The organism is Streptomyces sp. NPDC013457 (assembly GCF_043089925.1).
In the GTDB taxonomy this organism is placed as follows: Bacteria; Actinomycetota; Actinomycetes; order Streptomycetales; family Streptomycetaceae; genus Streptomyces.
This window is the reverse complement of the sequence record NZ_JBICBL010000003.1, coordinates 1-12398: the sequence shown is the minus strand read 5'-3', so window position 1 is coordinate 12398 and position 12398 is coordinate 1. Positions and strand designations below refer to the sequence as shown.

Annotated in this window: 16 protein-coding genes; 13 read left to right on the top strand and 3 right to left on the bottom strand. The window is 67.6% G+C overall.

Annotated elements, in window-relative coordinates:
- Positions 1-713 precede the first annotated feature (713 nt).
- Positions 714-1004 (bottom strand): hypothetical protein, encoded by a 291-nt coding sequence (locus ACF1G2_RS08880; RefSeq protein WP_391797615.1) that lies wholly within the window; start codon positions 1002-1004, stop codon positions 714-716.
- Between the two features lie 275 nt (positions 1005-1279).
- Between ACF1G2_RS08880 and ACF1G2_RS08875 the strand changes: the two genes are divergently transcribed.
- Positions 1280-2917 carry a DNA methyltransferase gene (locus ACF1G2_RS08875; RefSeq protein WP_391797614.1) on the top strand — a complete coding sequence of 546 codons (1638 nt, stop codon included), beginning with the start codon at positions 1280-1282 and terminating at the stop codon, positions 2915-2917.
- Between the two features lie 495 nt (positions 2918-3412).
- Here the strand turns inward: ACF1G2_RS08875 and ACF1G2_RS08870 are convergent, their stop codons facing one another.
- Positions 3413-4225, bottom strand: coding sequence for a protein phosphatase 2C domain-containing protein (locus tag ACF1G2_RS08870; protein ID WP_391797613.1), 813 nt, complete (start codon positions 4223-4225; stop codon positions 3413-3415).
- Between the two features lies 1 nt (position 4226).
- On the bottom strand, positions 4227-5063 hold the full coding sequence (locus ACF1G2_RS08865) for a sigma-70 family RNA polymerase sigma factor (protein WP_391797612.1): 837 nt from the start codon (positions 5061-5063) through the stop codon (positions 4227-4229).
- A 165-nt stretch (positions 5064-5228) separates the two neighbouring features.
- Here ACF1G2_RS08865 and ACF1G2_RS08860 point away from each other — a divergent pair, with 165 nt between their 5' ends.
- The 12 genes from ACF1G2_RS08860 to ACF1G2_RS08805 all read left to right on the top strand — a co-directional run bounded on the left by ACF1G2_RS08860 (position 5229) and on the right by ACF1G2_RS08805 (position 12229).
- Positions 5229-5561 carry a hypothetical protein gene (locus ACF1G2_RS08860; protein ID WP_391797611.1) on the top strand — a complete coding sequence of 111 codons (333 nt, stop codon included), beginning with the start codon at positions 5229-5231 and terminating at the stop codon, positions 5559-5561.
- A 2-nt stretch (positions 5562-5563) separates the two neighbouring features.
- Positions 5564-6913, top strand: a complete 1350-nt coding sequence (locus tag ACF1G2_RS08855) for an FtsK/SpoIIIE domain-containing protein (RefSeq protein ID WP_391797610.1) — start codon at positions 5564-5566, stop codon at positions 6911-6913.
- 76 nt (positions 6914-6989) lie between these two features.
- A complete protein-coding gene (locus ACF1G2_RS08850) occupies positions 6990-7688 on the top strand; it encodes a DUF2637 domain-containing protein (protein ID WP_391797609.1) in 699 nt (232 codons plus the stop codon).
- Between the two features lie 19 nt (positions 7689-7707).
- Positions 7708-7896 carry a mobile element transfer protein gene (locus tag ACF1G2_RS08845; RefSeq protein WP_391797608.1) on the top strand — a complete coding sequence of 63 codons (189 nt, stop codon included), beginning with the start codon at positions 7708-7710 and terminating at the stop codon, positions 7894-7896.
- Positions 7897-7911: 15 nt separating this feature from the next.
- Positions 7912-8070: a hypothetical protein gene (locus ACF1G2_RS08840; RefSeq protein WP_391797607.1), complete on the top strand. Its 159-nt coding sequence runs from the start codon at positions 7912-7914 to the stop codon at positions 8068-8070.
- Positions 8071-8082: 12 nt separating this feature from the next.
- Entirely contained in the window at positions 8083-8412 is a 330-nt protein-coding gene (locus ACF1G2_RS08835) for a SpdD-like protein (RefSeq protein WP_391797606.1), read from the top strand.
- 2 nt (positions 8413-8414) lie between these two features.
- Complete coding sequence (locus ACF1G2_RS08830) at positions 8415-8654, top strand: hypothetical protein (RefSeq protein WP_391797605.1); 240 nt, start codon at positions 8415-8417, stop codon at positions 8652-8654.
- A gap of 5 nt (positions 8655-8659) precedes the next feature.
- Positions 8660-9205, top strand: a complete 546-nt coding sequence (locus ACF1G2_RS08825; RefSeq protein ID WP_391797604.1) for a GGDEF domain-containing protein — start codon at positions 8660-8662, stop codon at positions 9203-9205.
- Between the two features lie 96 nt (positions 9206-9301).
- Positions 9302-9484, top strand: a complete 183-nt coding sequence (locus ACF1G2_RS08820) for a hypothetical protein (protein ID WP_391797603.1) — start codon at positions 9302-9304, stop codon at positions 9482-9484.
- A 5-nt stretch (positions 9485-9489) separates the two neighbouring features.
- Complete coding sequence (gene repSA, locus ACF1G2_RS08815; RefSeq protein WP_391797602.1) at positions 9490-10893, top strand: replication initiator protein RepSA; 1404 nt, start codon at positions 9490-9492, stop codon at positions 10891-10893.
- Positions 10890-11078 (top strand): helix-turn-helix domain-containing protein, encoded by a 189-nt coding sequence (locus ACF1G2_RS08810; protein WP_391797601.1) that lies wholly within the window; start codon positions 10890-10892, stop codon positions 11076-11078. The genes repSA and ACF1G2_RS08810 overlap by 4 nt, the downstream gene beginning before the upstream one ends.
- Entirely contained in the window at positions 11078-12229 is a 1152-nt protein-coding gene (locus tag ACF1G2_RS08805; RefSeq protein ID WP_391797600.1) for a tyrosine-type recombinase/integrase, read from the top strand. The genes ACF1G2_RS08810 and ACF1G2_RS08805 overlap by 1 nt, the downstream gene beginning before the upstream one ends.
- Positions 12230-12398: the final 169 nt, after the last annotated feature.

Here is a 12398-nt window from a genome sequence, read left to right as displayed (position 1 = left end):
GAAGGGCGGACGTCGGTGCTTCGCATGCAGAAGGCGCAGCTCACTCGTTTCTCAATGCTCATCTAGTGAGGGGGCCCGAGGCGTGCCGACCGAGTTCGCTGGAGGGGTGAGCCTCGAGTCGCCACAGGTTACCGCCCGGCCGGCCTCCGTCGGCTGACCACCCCAACTCCCACCCCGCCTACGTCGGCTCGGCCTGGCCTGAGCCGATGGCACGCGGCACGGGAGTTCCCCACCGCCGCACCCCACAGGCAGCCGCCTACAGCGCCGCCGCCACCCAGGAGCCTGAAGCCCTCGCCGGAGGCATACCAGTGACCGCGACTACCGGCGGCCGTGGGGCTCGGACCTCGTGCCCTTGGCCCCATCCCGCCCGGCGAAGCGGTAGCGCAGCTGGGTCCCTTGATGGAGAAGGGAAAGTCTCTTGTCACGCCGCTCGCGTCACATGGATCGGTCGCTGGAGAACGGCCCCGTTGTGGCCGGGCGTGGATACCAAAGGCCCCTCGCCGTGATCGGCGAGGGGCCTTTGCACTGGTGGGCGCGGACGGTTTCGAACCGCCGACATCTGCTTTGTAAGTTCGTCCGGGAGCCCCTGCTTGCTTGCGTTTCCACGGCTGCCGGTGCCGCGAGGAGACGAGCACGACTGCTGCTGTCCATCCCTGTTGATGTCAGCTGTGGATGTCACCCCTCGCCCACCTCACTGCCGCCGCCGGGTGCTGTCACTCGTCGTCGCTGCGCTCCAGGACCAAGCCGACGGATCCGTCCTCCAGACCGTTGCTGTCTTCGAGGTGCAGGTGACTTCCATCCGGAACTCCATCGCCGGCCAACACGAGGAGATGCCCAGCGAGTGTCCTGAGGCCGGCGGCGTTCGCCTCAATGACGACCTCTCCCCCGAGGTCTCGCACCTCGATGCGCGCGTCCGCCTCCCACGTGAAGACTTGCGCGACGCCATCGGTCACGGCCGTAACTTGGGTGCTCTCAACGGGAGCGCTGCTGGATTCGGAGGTCATGGAGAACATGATGCCGCTCAGCACACACACGGCTCCGGAGGCCTCGTGCTGTCGTCCATTTGGGCAGGTCAGAGACATGGCGATGCCGTGGAGGCCGCGACCGGTCCACAGATGGGCCGCAAGTTCGCGACGGCAGCCCCTGGGATGTCTGACGACTGCCATGAGCGCTGCGCTAGTCGAGGGTCCCCTGCTGTGTCCCACCGCAAGTCAGGGCACAGCGCAACCTGCGGCTCAACCCCCTTCGCTGCGGTCTGACTGTCTGGCAAGATCCCCCTATGGCAAAGACGGTCAGTGACGGCGGATGGCGCAACAAGCTCTACTACGGAGACAATCTCGATTTACTTCGGGAGAACATTGAGTCGAACAGTGTCGATCTCGTGTACCTGGATCCGCCGTTCAACTCGAACCGCTCGTACAACGTTCTCTTTAAAGAGAAGAGCGGAAGTGAGTCCCCGGCGCAGATTGAAGCCTTTGGTGACACGTGGATGTGGAGCCACGAGACGGAGATTCTTTTCGCTGATCTCATGAATGGGAATGCGCCGAACGCCGTCAAGGATGCTCTGGAGGCGATGCGTAAACTCCTAGGAGACAATGACGTTCTGGCCTACCTGGTCATGATGTCGGCTCGGCTAATCGAGTTGCATAGGGTGCTTAACTCGACAGGTGCTCTTTACTTGCATTGCGACCCAACTGCGAGTCACTACCTGAAGATAATCCTAGACGCCATTTTCGGTCCCAAGAATTTCCGCAACGAGATTGTCTGGAAGCGCACAGCTTCGAAAGGTGACGCCAAGGTACGGTACGGGCGAAATCACGACATCATCCTGTTCTACTCGAAGACCAGCGATCTTTCGTTCACTGCGCAAACCACCCCGCATTCTGACGAGTACAGAGCCCGCTTCAGGTTCGATGATCACGATGGGCGGGGCCCCTATCAGGATGCTCCGCTTGACTCCCCGAATCCGCGTCCGAATCTAACCTTCGAATACAAGGGTGTCCTGCCCCCCAATAATGGTTGGCGGGTCAACCTCGAAGAGATGAAGCGCTTGGACGACGACAATCGCCTCATCTTTCCCAAGAAGGAGGGTGCGCGGATCCGCCGAAAGCTGTACCTGGGGGAGCAGCCGGGTGTTCCTATGGGCGACGTGTGGGGTGATATTGCTCCGCTGAACTCCCAGGCGAGCGAGCGCCTGGGGTACCCGACCCAGAAGCCGCTGACCTTGCTAGAGCGAATCATTGCGTCCAGCAGTAAACCCGGCGATCTGGTTCTCGATCCGTTCTGCGGCTGTGGAACCTCGATCGATGCGGCTCAGAAGAATGGGCGACGTTGGATTGGGATGGACGTCACTACGCTTGCGATTGATCTCATAGATGCACGCCTTAGGCACACCTACGGCGAATCGATCATGGCGTCATACGAGATCCTGGGTACTCCTAAGGACATGGCTGGAGCGGCAAAGCTTTTCCAGAAGTCTCCCTTTGAGTTCGAGCGCTGGTGTGTCATGCAGGTAGATGGCCAGCCGAACGAAAAGCAGGTGGGGGACAAGGGGATTGACGGGGTTATTCGTTTTCCTGTTGACGCAAAGGGTGGATCCCAGCGTGTCCTCGTGTCCGTCAAGGGCGGAACCACAAATCCCGGCCATGTGCGTGACCTGATCGGAACCGTCGCGTCGCAAAATGCAGCCATGGGGGTCTTTATTTGCATGAAGGCGCCGACTAAAGCGATGATCGAGGCGGCTAATCACTCTGGGGTATATCAACACCCCGGTAATGGTCAGCAGTTCCCTAAGGTGCAGATCATCACCGTCGCCGAACTTCTGGAAGGTAAGAGGCCGCACCTGCCAGTCGCGCTCCTGCCGTTCTTCCAGGCTCAGCGCCGTTACGACGCCGCCGACACTGGGACGCTGTTCTAGGGTGCAGAGCTGCCCTTAGGCATGAGCAGCTTTGGTTGGCCCCGCTGGCGTTCCCACCATCACCCTCAACTCCCATCCCGTCTGCCGTCGACCCACACACCGTGGAGCAGGCGCGGTGCCGGGCGTCCAGGTGGAGCGCGCCACTGTACGAACGACCTGGACGCCCGGTGCCGTGTCTGCTCGGCTTGCCCTGGGTCGACGGCAGACGGGATGGGAGTCCCCGCCTCAACCATCCGCGGCCGGCACTCGCCATCGGAGCCCCTCCATCCCGGAGCCTGAGCGCCCCCGCCGGAGGCACTCCCTGACCCGCACCTCATGCACTGTCCGGGCCGCATCGTGGTTCCCCACCCATCAACCCGAGCTGTCAGGCGTGCGGCTGGCGGCCGGGCCGGAGCGGGGCGCAGACAGGAGCGGCGGCCCGGACGACGGGCCGCACGCGCCGCGCCGTGCGCGGCGAGTGCCTTGATGAGGTAGAGAAACCTGTAACAGCTCGCCCTAGAAGCGAGCGAAGATCACCGTTGCATCGTCATGCCCCTTGGAGCGGGGCCATCGCTCACGGTTTGGGTCGCTCTGCTCGGCGTCGCGGACTTGGCCGATGAGAGAGGCTGGGCCGTGCTGTTCCAGAACGTCGAGGCAATCTGACCAGTCGCCAAAAGCGAAGGTGTCGACGAACCGGGCTGAGCCGTCAGTGAGAAGCGCCGCCCGTCTCAGGTGTGTGAGCGGCATGGTGCCCGTCAGAGCCTCGGCCGCAGCTTCGGGCTCCGCAGCAGCCACCCAAAAGCCACCCGGCCTGTTACGCAGTGCCCGCTCTTCCTCGACCAACGATGTGTGCTTGGCCCGTTCCTCCTGTGACCCCGGCGTGGCCGCGCGCAATGCAGCTCGCTTCTCGCTTGCCACCGCTTTCAGGCGTTGATCAGTGACGACCACGGGCTCTTGCCCCGCGTCGAGGACGAGTGAGCCGTCTCCCAACACGAGCCATTCGGCCTGCTCGTCCTGGACTCGAAGCACGGCAACCATTGCTGACGGGGAATACGGGCTGCCCGCATCGCAGGTCCCCCGGTGCAGATCCGCCGTCCGCTCAATGGCGTTAGCAAGGCAGTGAGTCAGGCCCCTGCGGCTCTCGGTGGCCTCTCTGTGTAGCGAGTTGCCCAGCCTCTGGACGAACCAAGCCACGCCGTGGATGCATCCGGTGGGCAGTCCCTTTGGCATCCCGGCACCGTCCAGCACCACGAGGCACTCGGCGCTGCCGATGGCGAAGTCCTCGTTGGGTCCACCAGGTCGGGGGGTGCTGGACAGAGCGACATCCACGTCAGCTCACCTCACGCAGTAGCAACCCACTGATAGCGCGGCTGTCTGTGATCGCCTTGGTGCCCGGCTCGTAGTCACAACCGATGACCATCGAGAACTCGGCCGTTCCGGCCTGCTGGTAGAGGTCTGCCAGGTGCTCCATGAGGAAATGCGCGACTCCCAGTGAGCCGACTGCGTGCACACCCGCGATCAGCAGGAAGGTGCCCTGCCCGTCGGGCCTCGGGAGCCGGCCCAAATACGCCACATCCGAAGAGGTGGGGCTGCCCGGGTCATCGCTCGGCGAGGTGTACGTCTTACCGGAGTCCATCTCGATCAGGGCCCACCGGCCATCCGGCAGCGTCTCGAACGAGAGGCGGGGGTCGGACTGGAGGGCGGCCGCGGTCACTGGGGATGTCTTGGGGCCGCAGACCACAATGAGGTCTTCGCGGTTCAAGTCGATCTCGCCCGACGTCGAGATGTACCCCAGGTCCCCTTCGAGCTGCAGCTGATGAGCCAACGCCACCAGCTTCTGACCCGTGGAGCTGTCCTCAAGCGCCACATACTCCCGCTCGCCCGGCCGCATGGGGACCAGTACCTGGACGGGCCCGGTGCCGAGAAACACGCGCTCCGGCGGCGGGCCGGCGTCACGGAGCTGAGCCACGCGTGCCCGGCTGACGCCCATCAGCTTCGCTACATCCGCCATCGAGTGCCCGTGATCACGAAGCCACGCAATGCTCTCCTTGCGCATGCGCGAGGTCTCGACAACGGCGGCCTGGAGCTCCCCCATCAGGTCCACGGCGGCCTTCACACGGAGCGCGTGATCTTGCATAGCGGCAACGCGCCGGACTTCATCAATCACGGCGGGCACCTCGCGGAACCGGACGGGGGACTGTCTTCATACCCAACATGCTAAGGGGGGGTTGACACCTCGCACCAGTCGCATGCATCTTGGGTGGTAACCCCCCCTTAACGGAGTGGGTCTCAACGCTCGGGCTGTTAAGCCCCCCTTACCGGGAGAGTGGACATGCCGTCCTTCAAGATCGATCTTTCTACCGCCGTGGTGTTCGTCGCGACTGCGCCGACGCCGAAGCTCGTGAGCAAGCAGACCGGTGAGCGCGCCATGGACCGGGAGACCGGTGCCGGGCTGTCCACGGTGGGCCTGCTGATCTCGGACGAGGGAGAGGGCAACCTCTACCAGGTGACGGTCCCGGAGACCGGCCTCCCGGACGGTCTTGCGCCGGGCATGCCGGTGTCGGTGATCGGACTGAAGGCGCGGGACTGGGAGAACAACTTCAACGGCCAGGCCCGGCACGGGATCAGCTTCCGTGCCGTCGCGGTCACGCCGCTGGGGGCCTGACGATGACGGATCTGTCGACGTTATGGGAGGTCGGTCTCCCCGTCGCCGCAGCGGGTGGTGGTCTCGGCTACGCGAAGGGCCGGGCCCCGCGCGTGTTCTGGTCGCTGGTGGGTCTGCCGGTCGCGCAGGTGCGGTTCGCGATGACGTACCGCTCCACGATGGATGTGTGCGGGCTGACGGTGCAGCCGTCCCGCCTGCGGGCGTTCATGGTCCGCAACGTCGCCCGCCGCGGTGATGTGCAGCCGGTGCCGCCGAAGATCCGACGGGTGCGGGGCTCTTCGACCGGGATGCGGGTCACGCTCCGCCTCCCCGCCGGCCTGGAGCCCGCTGACGTAATGGCGGCTTCCGAGCGGCTGCGGCACGCCTGGGGCGTCCAGTCGGTCAACGTGGTGGCGGTCAAGCCGGGGTTCGTCGAGCTGCGGATGACCGGCTACGACGTCCTGCGGCAGGTGAAGATGCCGCGCCGCGTTCCCGCCGGGTTGATGACGGTCCCGGTCGCGCTCCGGGAGGACGGCACGGTGTTCGTCCGGGACTACTTGAAGGTCCCGCACGCGCTGACGCTGGGCGCGAACCAGTCGGGCAAGTCCATGTACCAGCGCAACCTGATCGCCGGGCTCGCCCGGCTCCCGGTCGCCCTGGTCGGGATCGACTGCAAGCGCGGCGTCGAGCAGCGCGGATACGCACCCCGCCTCTCCGCCTTCGCCACCACCCCCGAAGAAGCGTCCGGGCTCCTGGATGGCCTGGTGGAGGAAATGGAAGCCCGGTTCGACCTGCTCAGCGAAAACGGCGTCTCCGACGTGTGGGCCCTGCCCGAGCATGTGAGGCCGGTGCCGGTCGTGCTCCTGGTGGACGAGGTCGCCGAGCTGTTCCTCATCACGGCGAAGAAGGACGAGGACCGCCGGGACCGGATGGTCACGCAGATGATCCGCCTCGCACAGCTGGCCCGCGCGGCCGGCATCTTCCTGGAAGTCTGCGGCCAGCGGTTCGGATCCGACCTCGGCAAGGGCGCCACCACGCTCCGCGCCCAGCTCACCGGCCGCGTCGTGCACCGGGTCAACGACAAGCAGACCGCGGACATGGGCCTCGGGGACATCGCCCCCGACGCGGTGGTCGCGGTGACGACGATCCCGCCGGACCGGCCCGGTGTCGCGGTGGCCGGCGACTCCTCCGGCGGCTGGTCCCGCATCCGCACCCCCGAGCTCAGCGCCGCCGACGCGGCCGCCACATGCGCCCAGTTCGCGCACCTGACCCCGGCCCTTCCGCGCCTGGCCGCCTACCGGCCGGTGCAGCTCATCGCGGGCAAGCCGGTACCGCCGATGCCGCTGTTCAAGCCTGTCCCGGCCACCGACTGACCCTCTCCTCCTCCTGGTTGGCGTGACCGTCTCGCGCCAGGTCCCTACCCCTGCCATGCCTGAAAGGAGGTGAACCGTGTTCCGCACCCTCCGCTTCGACGCCGTGCTGGTCCAGGCCGTCATCGCCGGGGCCCTGTCCTTCTCCCACCTGCACGACCTGGCGCAGGCGGCCGGACAGGACGGCTGGAAGGCCTGGGCCTACCCGGTCAGTGTCGACCTGCTCCTGGTCGCCGCCTGGCGCCGGATGCGTACGGACGGCGGCAACCGTGACGCCTGGCTCTGGTTCGCCATCGCCCTGGTTGCCTCGCTCGGTGCCAACGTCGCCACCGCCGGAATGCTCGACATGAACGACGTCCCGCCCTGGCTACGGATCCTCGTCGCCGGATGGCCCGCCCTCGCCTTCCTCGGCGGCACCCTCCTCGCCCACGCCCACACCCCCGATCCGAAGCACGAGCCAACAGCGGACCACCAACCGGTGGAGACATTCGAGTCGGATCTGACCGTGGAGCGGGCTCCTGACCCGTCGCCCGAACTCCCGCCGGCCATTGCCGACCCGGCCGAGCCAACGCCGGTTCCGGCACAGAAAGAGTTCCCGCCGGAACCTGCTGCGTCGGTCCCTGCCGTGGCGGTTCCGCCCGCGCTGCTCGACCACGCCCGGAAGATCGCGGACGCCCACCACGCCCAGACCGGCGCCCCGATCGACGCCGCCACCCTGCGCAGCCGTCTCGGCGTCCCGTCCGCGCTCGCGGACTCGATCGCCCTCCAACTCACCTGATCTGAAAGGAGAGAGACCCGTGCGCCCGAACCGCTTCTACAACGTCGCCCGCTTCGGACCAGTCCGCGTCGGCACCCACCACGACGGCCGCGGCCGTACCAAGCACACCGCCGTGTGCACCGCCCCCGGCTGCGACTTCTCCGCCGACTACTTCACCCGCGCCGCCGCCGAACTCGCCGCCCGCACCCACCGCTGCAACCCCCGCTGACCAAGGAGACCCGTCATGGACGTTCCGCTCTGGCTCGCCCTGATCGCCGTCGGCGGCCTCGGCATCAAGCTCATCCGCCCGCCTTGGTGGCTCGTCGCCGTGATCCTCCTCGGCGGCTACCTCCTCGCCGACAGCCTCCTCGCCCCCGCCATCGACACCGCAATCAACCAGTAGAGGGGAAGCGTCATGCTCCGACCGCGCGTCCCGGTCAACCCGCTCCCGACCGGCATCACCACCCCGCTCCTCCAGCCGACCACCACCCCGGTTCAGCACACCGCCCCCAACCAGTCGGCGGCCATCGAACCGGCCTCCCCCGCGCCCCTCGCCCCGGCTCGGCCGACGGTTCAGCTCACCCCCGGCAGCGCGCTCGCCCTGGTGGCCGGCGGTGGGGCCGTGGTCCTGGTCGTCGGAGCCGTTCTGGTCTCGATGCTCCTGGCGGTCGCCGTCACCGCTGTCTCGGTCGCCGTGTGCGCCGTCGTCCTCAAGTCCCTGACCAGCCAGGAAAGGAAGCACTGACCATGGGCCTCTTCCGCCGCAAGTCCGAGAGCACGCCGTCCAACCCGCAGATGGCCGAGCTGGGCCGCGAGTACGCCATCGCCAAGCGCCACGGCGACCGCAAGGCCGTCGGCCGCATCAACCGCCAGCTCGGCACCACCCCCATGAGCGACAGCGACCGTGCCTCCTTCGACCAGGGCCGCGCCGCGTATGACGCCATCCCGCCCATCAAGCCCACCCGCAACCAGCGCCGGGGACGGTGACCACCATGGACACCTACACACTCGCCGCCGCCGGGTTACCCGTCTTCGGCTGGGCCCTGCACGGCGGACTGCTCGCCCGCCGCCTGGCCACCGCCCGCCGCGACCCGCTGACCGGCCTGCACACCCGCGCCGGATGGACCGCCCGCGCCGAACGCCTCATCACCCGGCACCCCGGAGCGCTCGTCCTCCTGGTCGACCTAGACGACTTCAAGGCCATCAACGACACCCACGGCCACGCTGCCGGAGACACCGTCCTCACCGCCACCGCCCAACGGCTGAGCGACTGGTGCGGACGGGACGGCATCGCCGCCCGCCTCGGCGGAGACGAGTTCGCCGCCGTCATCACCAACCTCGGCGACGCCAACCTCTTCGACCTCTGGTCCGCACTGGACACCCCCGTCACCCACGACGGCCACATCCTGCGGGTCTCGGCCTCGGTCGGCCACTGCACCGCCGACCAGCTGCCCGTCCCGACCCTCACCGACGCCCTCTCGGCCGCCGACGCAGCGATGTATGCGGCCAAGGGCCACGGCAGGCGCAACACACACTGAGCGGCCCCCGGAGCGGCCTCGGTCGCCAAACTTCCGCCGCCCCGGGCGCCTCCAACACCCCACTCCAGACCCCAACGGACCCGAAAGGGAAAACCCATGATGCCCCAGCCCTCGACCCCGCGCGTCTGCTCCCACTGCGACGGCTTCCCCGTCGTCCACGTCACCACCGGCACCACCACCCCGGACGGGCAGCGCCGCACCCTCCCCGCCACCTGCCCCGTCTGCAAGGGCGCCGGCACCCGCACCGCCCCGGCCGTCTTCGCCCGCGCCGGGAAGTGACCGCCTTGACCGACACCGCCACCGCGGCGGGCCTGGACCCGGCCACCCTGAGCGACCTGCTCCGGCTGGCCGGGTCCCACGGCTTCGACCGCCTCACCGACCAACTCCGCCGCACCGGAGGCTGCACCGCACCCATCCGCCTGACCGGCGGCAGCAAACTCCTCGACCCGAGCACGAAGACCGTCCTGCACGCCTACAACACCGACACCGAGCCTGGCGGGGTCCTGCGGGTCGCCTGCGGAAACCGGCGCGCCTCCCGCTGCCCTGCCTGCGCCTGGACCTACGCGGGGGACACCTACCACCTGATCCGCGCTGGGCTCATCGGCAACCCCGACAAGGGCACCCCTGACACGATCCGGGACCACCCCCGCGTCTTCGCCACCCTCACCGCCCCCTCCTTCGGCCCGGTCCACAACCGGCCCGGCACCCGCCCGTGCCGCTGCGGCACCCGCCACGCCGACGACGCGCCCGAACTCGGCACCCCGCTCGACCCCGAGACGTACGACTACACGGGCGCCGTGTTGTGGAACAACCACGCTTCCGAGCTGTGGCGCTACTTCACGATCTACCTCCGCCGCGAAATCGCCGCCCGCGCCGGCCTCACCCAGAAAGCCGCGCGCGAGACGTCCCGCGTCTCCTTCGGCAAGGTCGCCGAATACCAGAAACGCGGCGCCGTCCACTTCCACGCCGTCATCCGCTTCGACGGCCCCGACGGCCCCCACACCCCACCCCCTGCCTGGGCCACCCTCGAGCTCCTGACCGACGCCATCCGCGCTGCAGCCGCCCGCGCCCGTGTCACCGTGCCCGCCGCCCCTGAGTACGGCGTGGACCAGGACGTGAAGCTGGCATGGGGCAGTCAGCTCGACGTCCAGCCCATCGGCGCCTTCGGCCAGGGCGAAGACCTCACCGAACAGGCCGTCGCCGCCTACGTCGCCAAATACGCCACCAAGGCCGCCGAGACCACCGGGGCCGTTGACCGCCAGGTCGGCAACAAGGAAGCGCTGATCCTCCTCGACGTCCCCGACCACCCGAGGCGCCTGATGGAGGCCTGCATGGACCTCGACCCGGCATACCCGGACCGGCGCCTGAGGGCCTGGGCCCACATGCTCGGCTTCCGCGGCCACTTCTCCACCAAATCCCGCCGCTACTCCACAACCCTCGGCGCCTTACGCCAGGTCCGCGCCGACTACCGCGCCACCCAACAACGCGCATCCCTCGGCCTCCCCGACCCCGACGAACACCCCGAAGCCACCATCCTCGTCGTCGCCCACTGGACCTACGCCGGACACGGCTCCACCCCGGGAGAGTCCTGGCTCGCCGCCAACATCCACCGGGATCTCCAGCACAACCGCGAACACGCCCGCGAAATCCGTGCCGAACTGGCCGAACTGGAAGGGGAGCTGGCATGAGCACTGTCACTGCTGAGCTGCTGACCGTGCCCGAGGTCATGGCGCGGCTCAAGCTCGGACGTTCCACGGTCTACGACCTGATCCGCTCGCGGCGGCTGACTTCGATCACCATTGGTCGGTCTCGGCGTATCCCCGCTGACGCCGTCCGAGACTTCATCCTCAGTCAGATCGAGAAGGCCGTCTGATGGCGCCCCAGCGCAGGCGCAACCCAAACGGCGCCGGCACCATCACTCAGCGGAAGGACGGTCGCTACCAAGCAGCCGTCTATGTCCTCCAACCTGACGGCACCCGGGCTCGGAAGTTCGCCTATGGCAAGACCTGGGCCGAGTGCGACACCAAACGCCGCGCTCTCCTCGACAAGGTCGACAACGGCATTGCCGTCCCGACCCGTTCGATGAAGCTCTCCGAGTGGCTGCCGTACTGGCTCGACAACATCGTCAAGCCACGTCGCAAGAGGACAACCGCGGCCAAGTACGAGGTACACGTCCGGCTCTACCTCGTTCCGATGATCGGCTCCAAGCGGCTGGAATCCCTCAGCGTCGCCGACGTCCGCCGCTTCCTCGTCCACGTGGAGAAGAAGACCAGCGCCGCCACTGCCAAGGAGTCGCACCGCGTGCTGCGCACCGCCCTCACCGCGGCCTGCCGTGAGGAGCTGGTGAACCGCAACGTCGCAACGCTTGTCGAGCCGCCGACCGTCGCCGCCCGGGAGCTCTCGCCCTGGTCCCTGGACGAGACACTCGACTTCCTCGCCGCCGCCCGGAAGGACCCGCTGTACGCCGCCTTCGTGCTTGCCATCGCCCTCGGCTTTCGCCGCGGTGAGGTCGTCGGCCTGCGGTGGGAGAACGTCGACCTCGACAAGCGGGAGATCCGGGTCAGGACGCAGCGTCAGCGGGTCGCCGGGGAGGTGTACGAGGACGATCCCAAGGGACGCCGGCGCAAGCAGACGCTCCCGCTTCCCGCGATCTGCGTCGCTCCCCTGCGCTGGCAGCGTCTCAAGCAGGCCGCTGCCCGCGAGCTCGCCGGAGAGAAGTGGACGGACACTGGCTACGTCTTCACCACTCGGACCGGCCAGCCCATCGAGCCGCGCAACCTCTACCGCTCGTTCACCCGCGTCGCGAAGAACGCCGGTCTCCGTGTCGTCCGGCTGCACGACGCCCGGCACGGTACGGCGACGCTCCTCACCGCCGCCGGGGTCCCGCCCCGCGTCGTGATGGAGATCCTGGGGCACAGCCAGATCGCCGTGACGATGAACGTCTACACCCACGTCGTCCAGGACACGCAGCGGGAAGCCGTGAGTCACATGGATCGGTTGCTCAGAAGTCGTCCCCGGTCGTGATCGACCGACCCCGTTGATGTCAGAAGTAGATGTCAAAGGCCCCTCGCCGTGATCGGCGAGGGGCCTTTGCACTGGTGGGCGCGGACGGTTTCGAACCGCCGACATCTGCTTTGTAAGAAACCGTAAGGCGATCATGAGGCTCCGTGAGGCTGAATGAGCCCAGGTGAGG

Coding starts and splice junctions, on each gene's coding strand:
- ACF1G2_RS08855 (WP_391797610.1), top strand. CDS start 5,564: ATGACGGATCTGTCGACGTTATGGGAGGTCGGTCTCCCCGTCGCCGCA.
- ACF1G2_RS08805 (WP_391797600.1), top strand. CDS start 11,078: ATGGCGCCCCAGCGCAGGCGCAACCCAAACGGCGCCGGCACCATCACT.
- ACF1G2_RS08860 (WP_391797611.1), top strand. CDS start 5,229: ATGCCGTCCTTCAAGATCGATCTTTCTACCGCCGTGGTGTTCGTCGCG.
- ACF1G2_RS08820 (WP_391797603.1), top strand. CDS start 9,302: ATGATGCCCCAGCCCTCGACCCCGCGCGTCTGCTCCCACTGCGACGGC.
- ACF1G2_RS08875 (WP_391797614.1), top strand. CDS start 1,280: ATGGCAAAGACGGTCAGTGACGGCGGATGGCGCAACAAGCTCTACTAC.
- ACF1G2_RS08880 (WP_391797615.1), bottom strand. CDS start 1,004: ATGACCTCCGAATCCAGCAGCGCTCCCGTTGAGAGCACCCAAGTTACG.
- ACF1G2_RS08830 (WP_391797605.1), top strand. CDS start 8,415: ATGGGCCTCTTCCGCCGCAAGTCCGAGAGCACGCCGTCCAACCCGCAG.
- ACF1G2_RS08810 (WP_391797601.1), top strand. CDS start 10,890: ATGAGCACTGTCACTGCTGAGCTGCTGACCGTGCCCGAGGTCATGGCG.
- ACF1G2_RS08835 (WP_391797606.1), top strand. CDS start 8,083: ATGCTCCGACCGCGCGTCCCGGTCAACCCGCTCCCGACCGGCATCACC.
- ACF1G2_RS08825 (WP_391797604.1), top strand. CDS start 8,660: ATGGACACCTACACACTCGCCGCCGCCGGGTTACCCGTCTTCGGCTGG.
- ACF1G2_RS08840 (WP_391797607.1), top strand. CDS start 7,912: ATGGACGTTCCGCTCTGGCTCGCCCTGATCGCCGTCGGCGGCCTCGGC.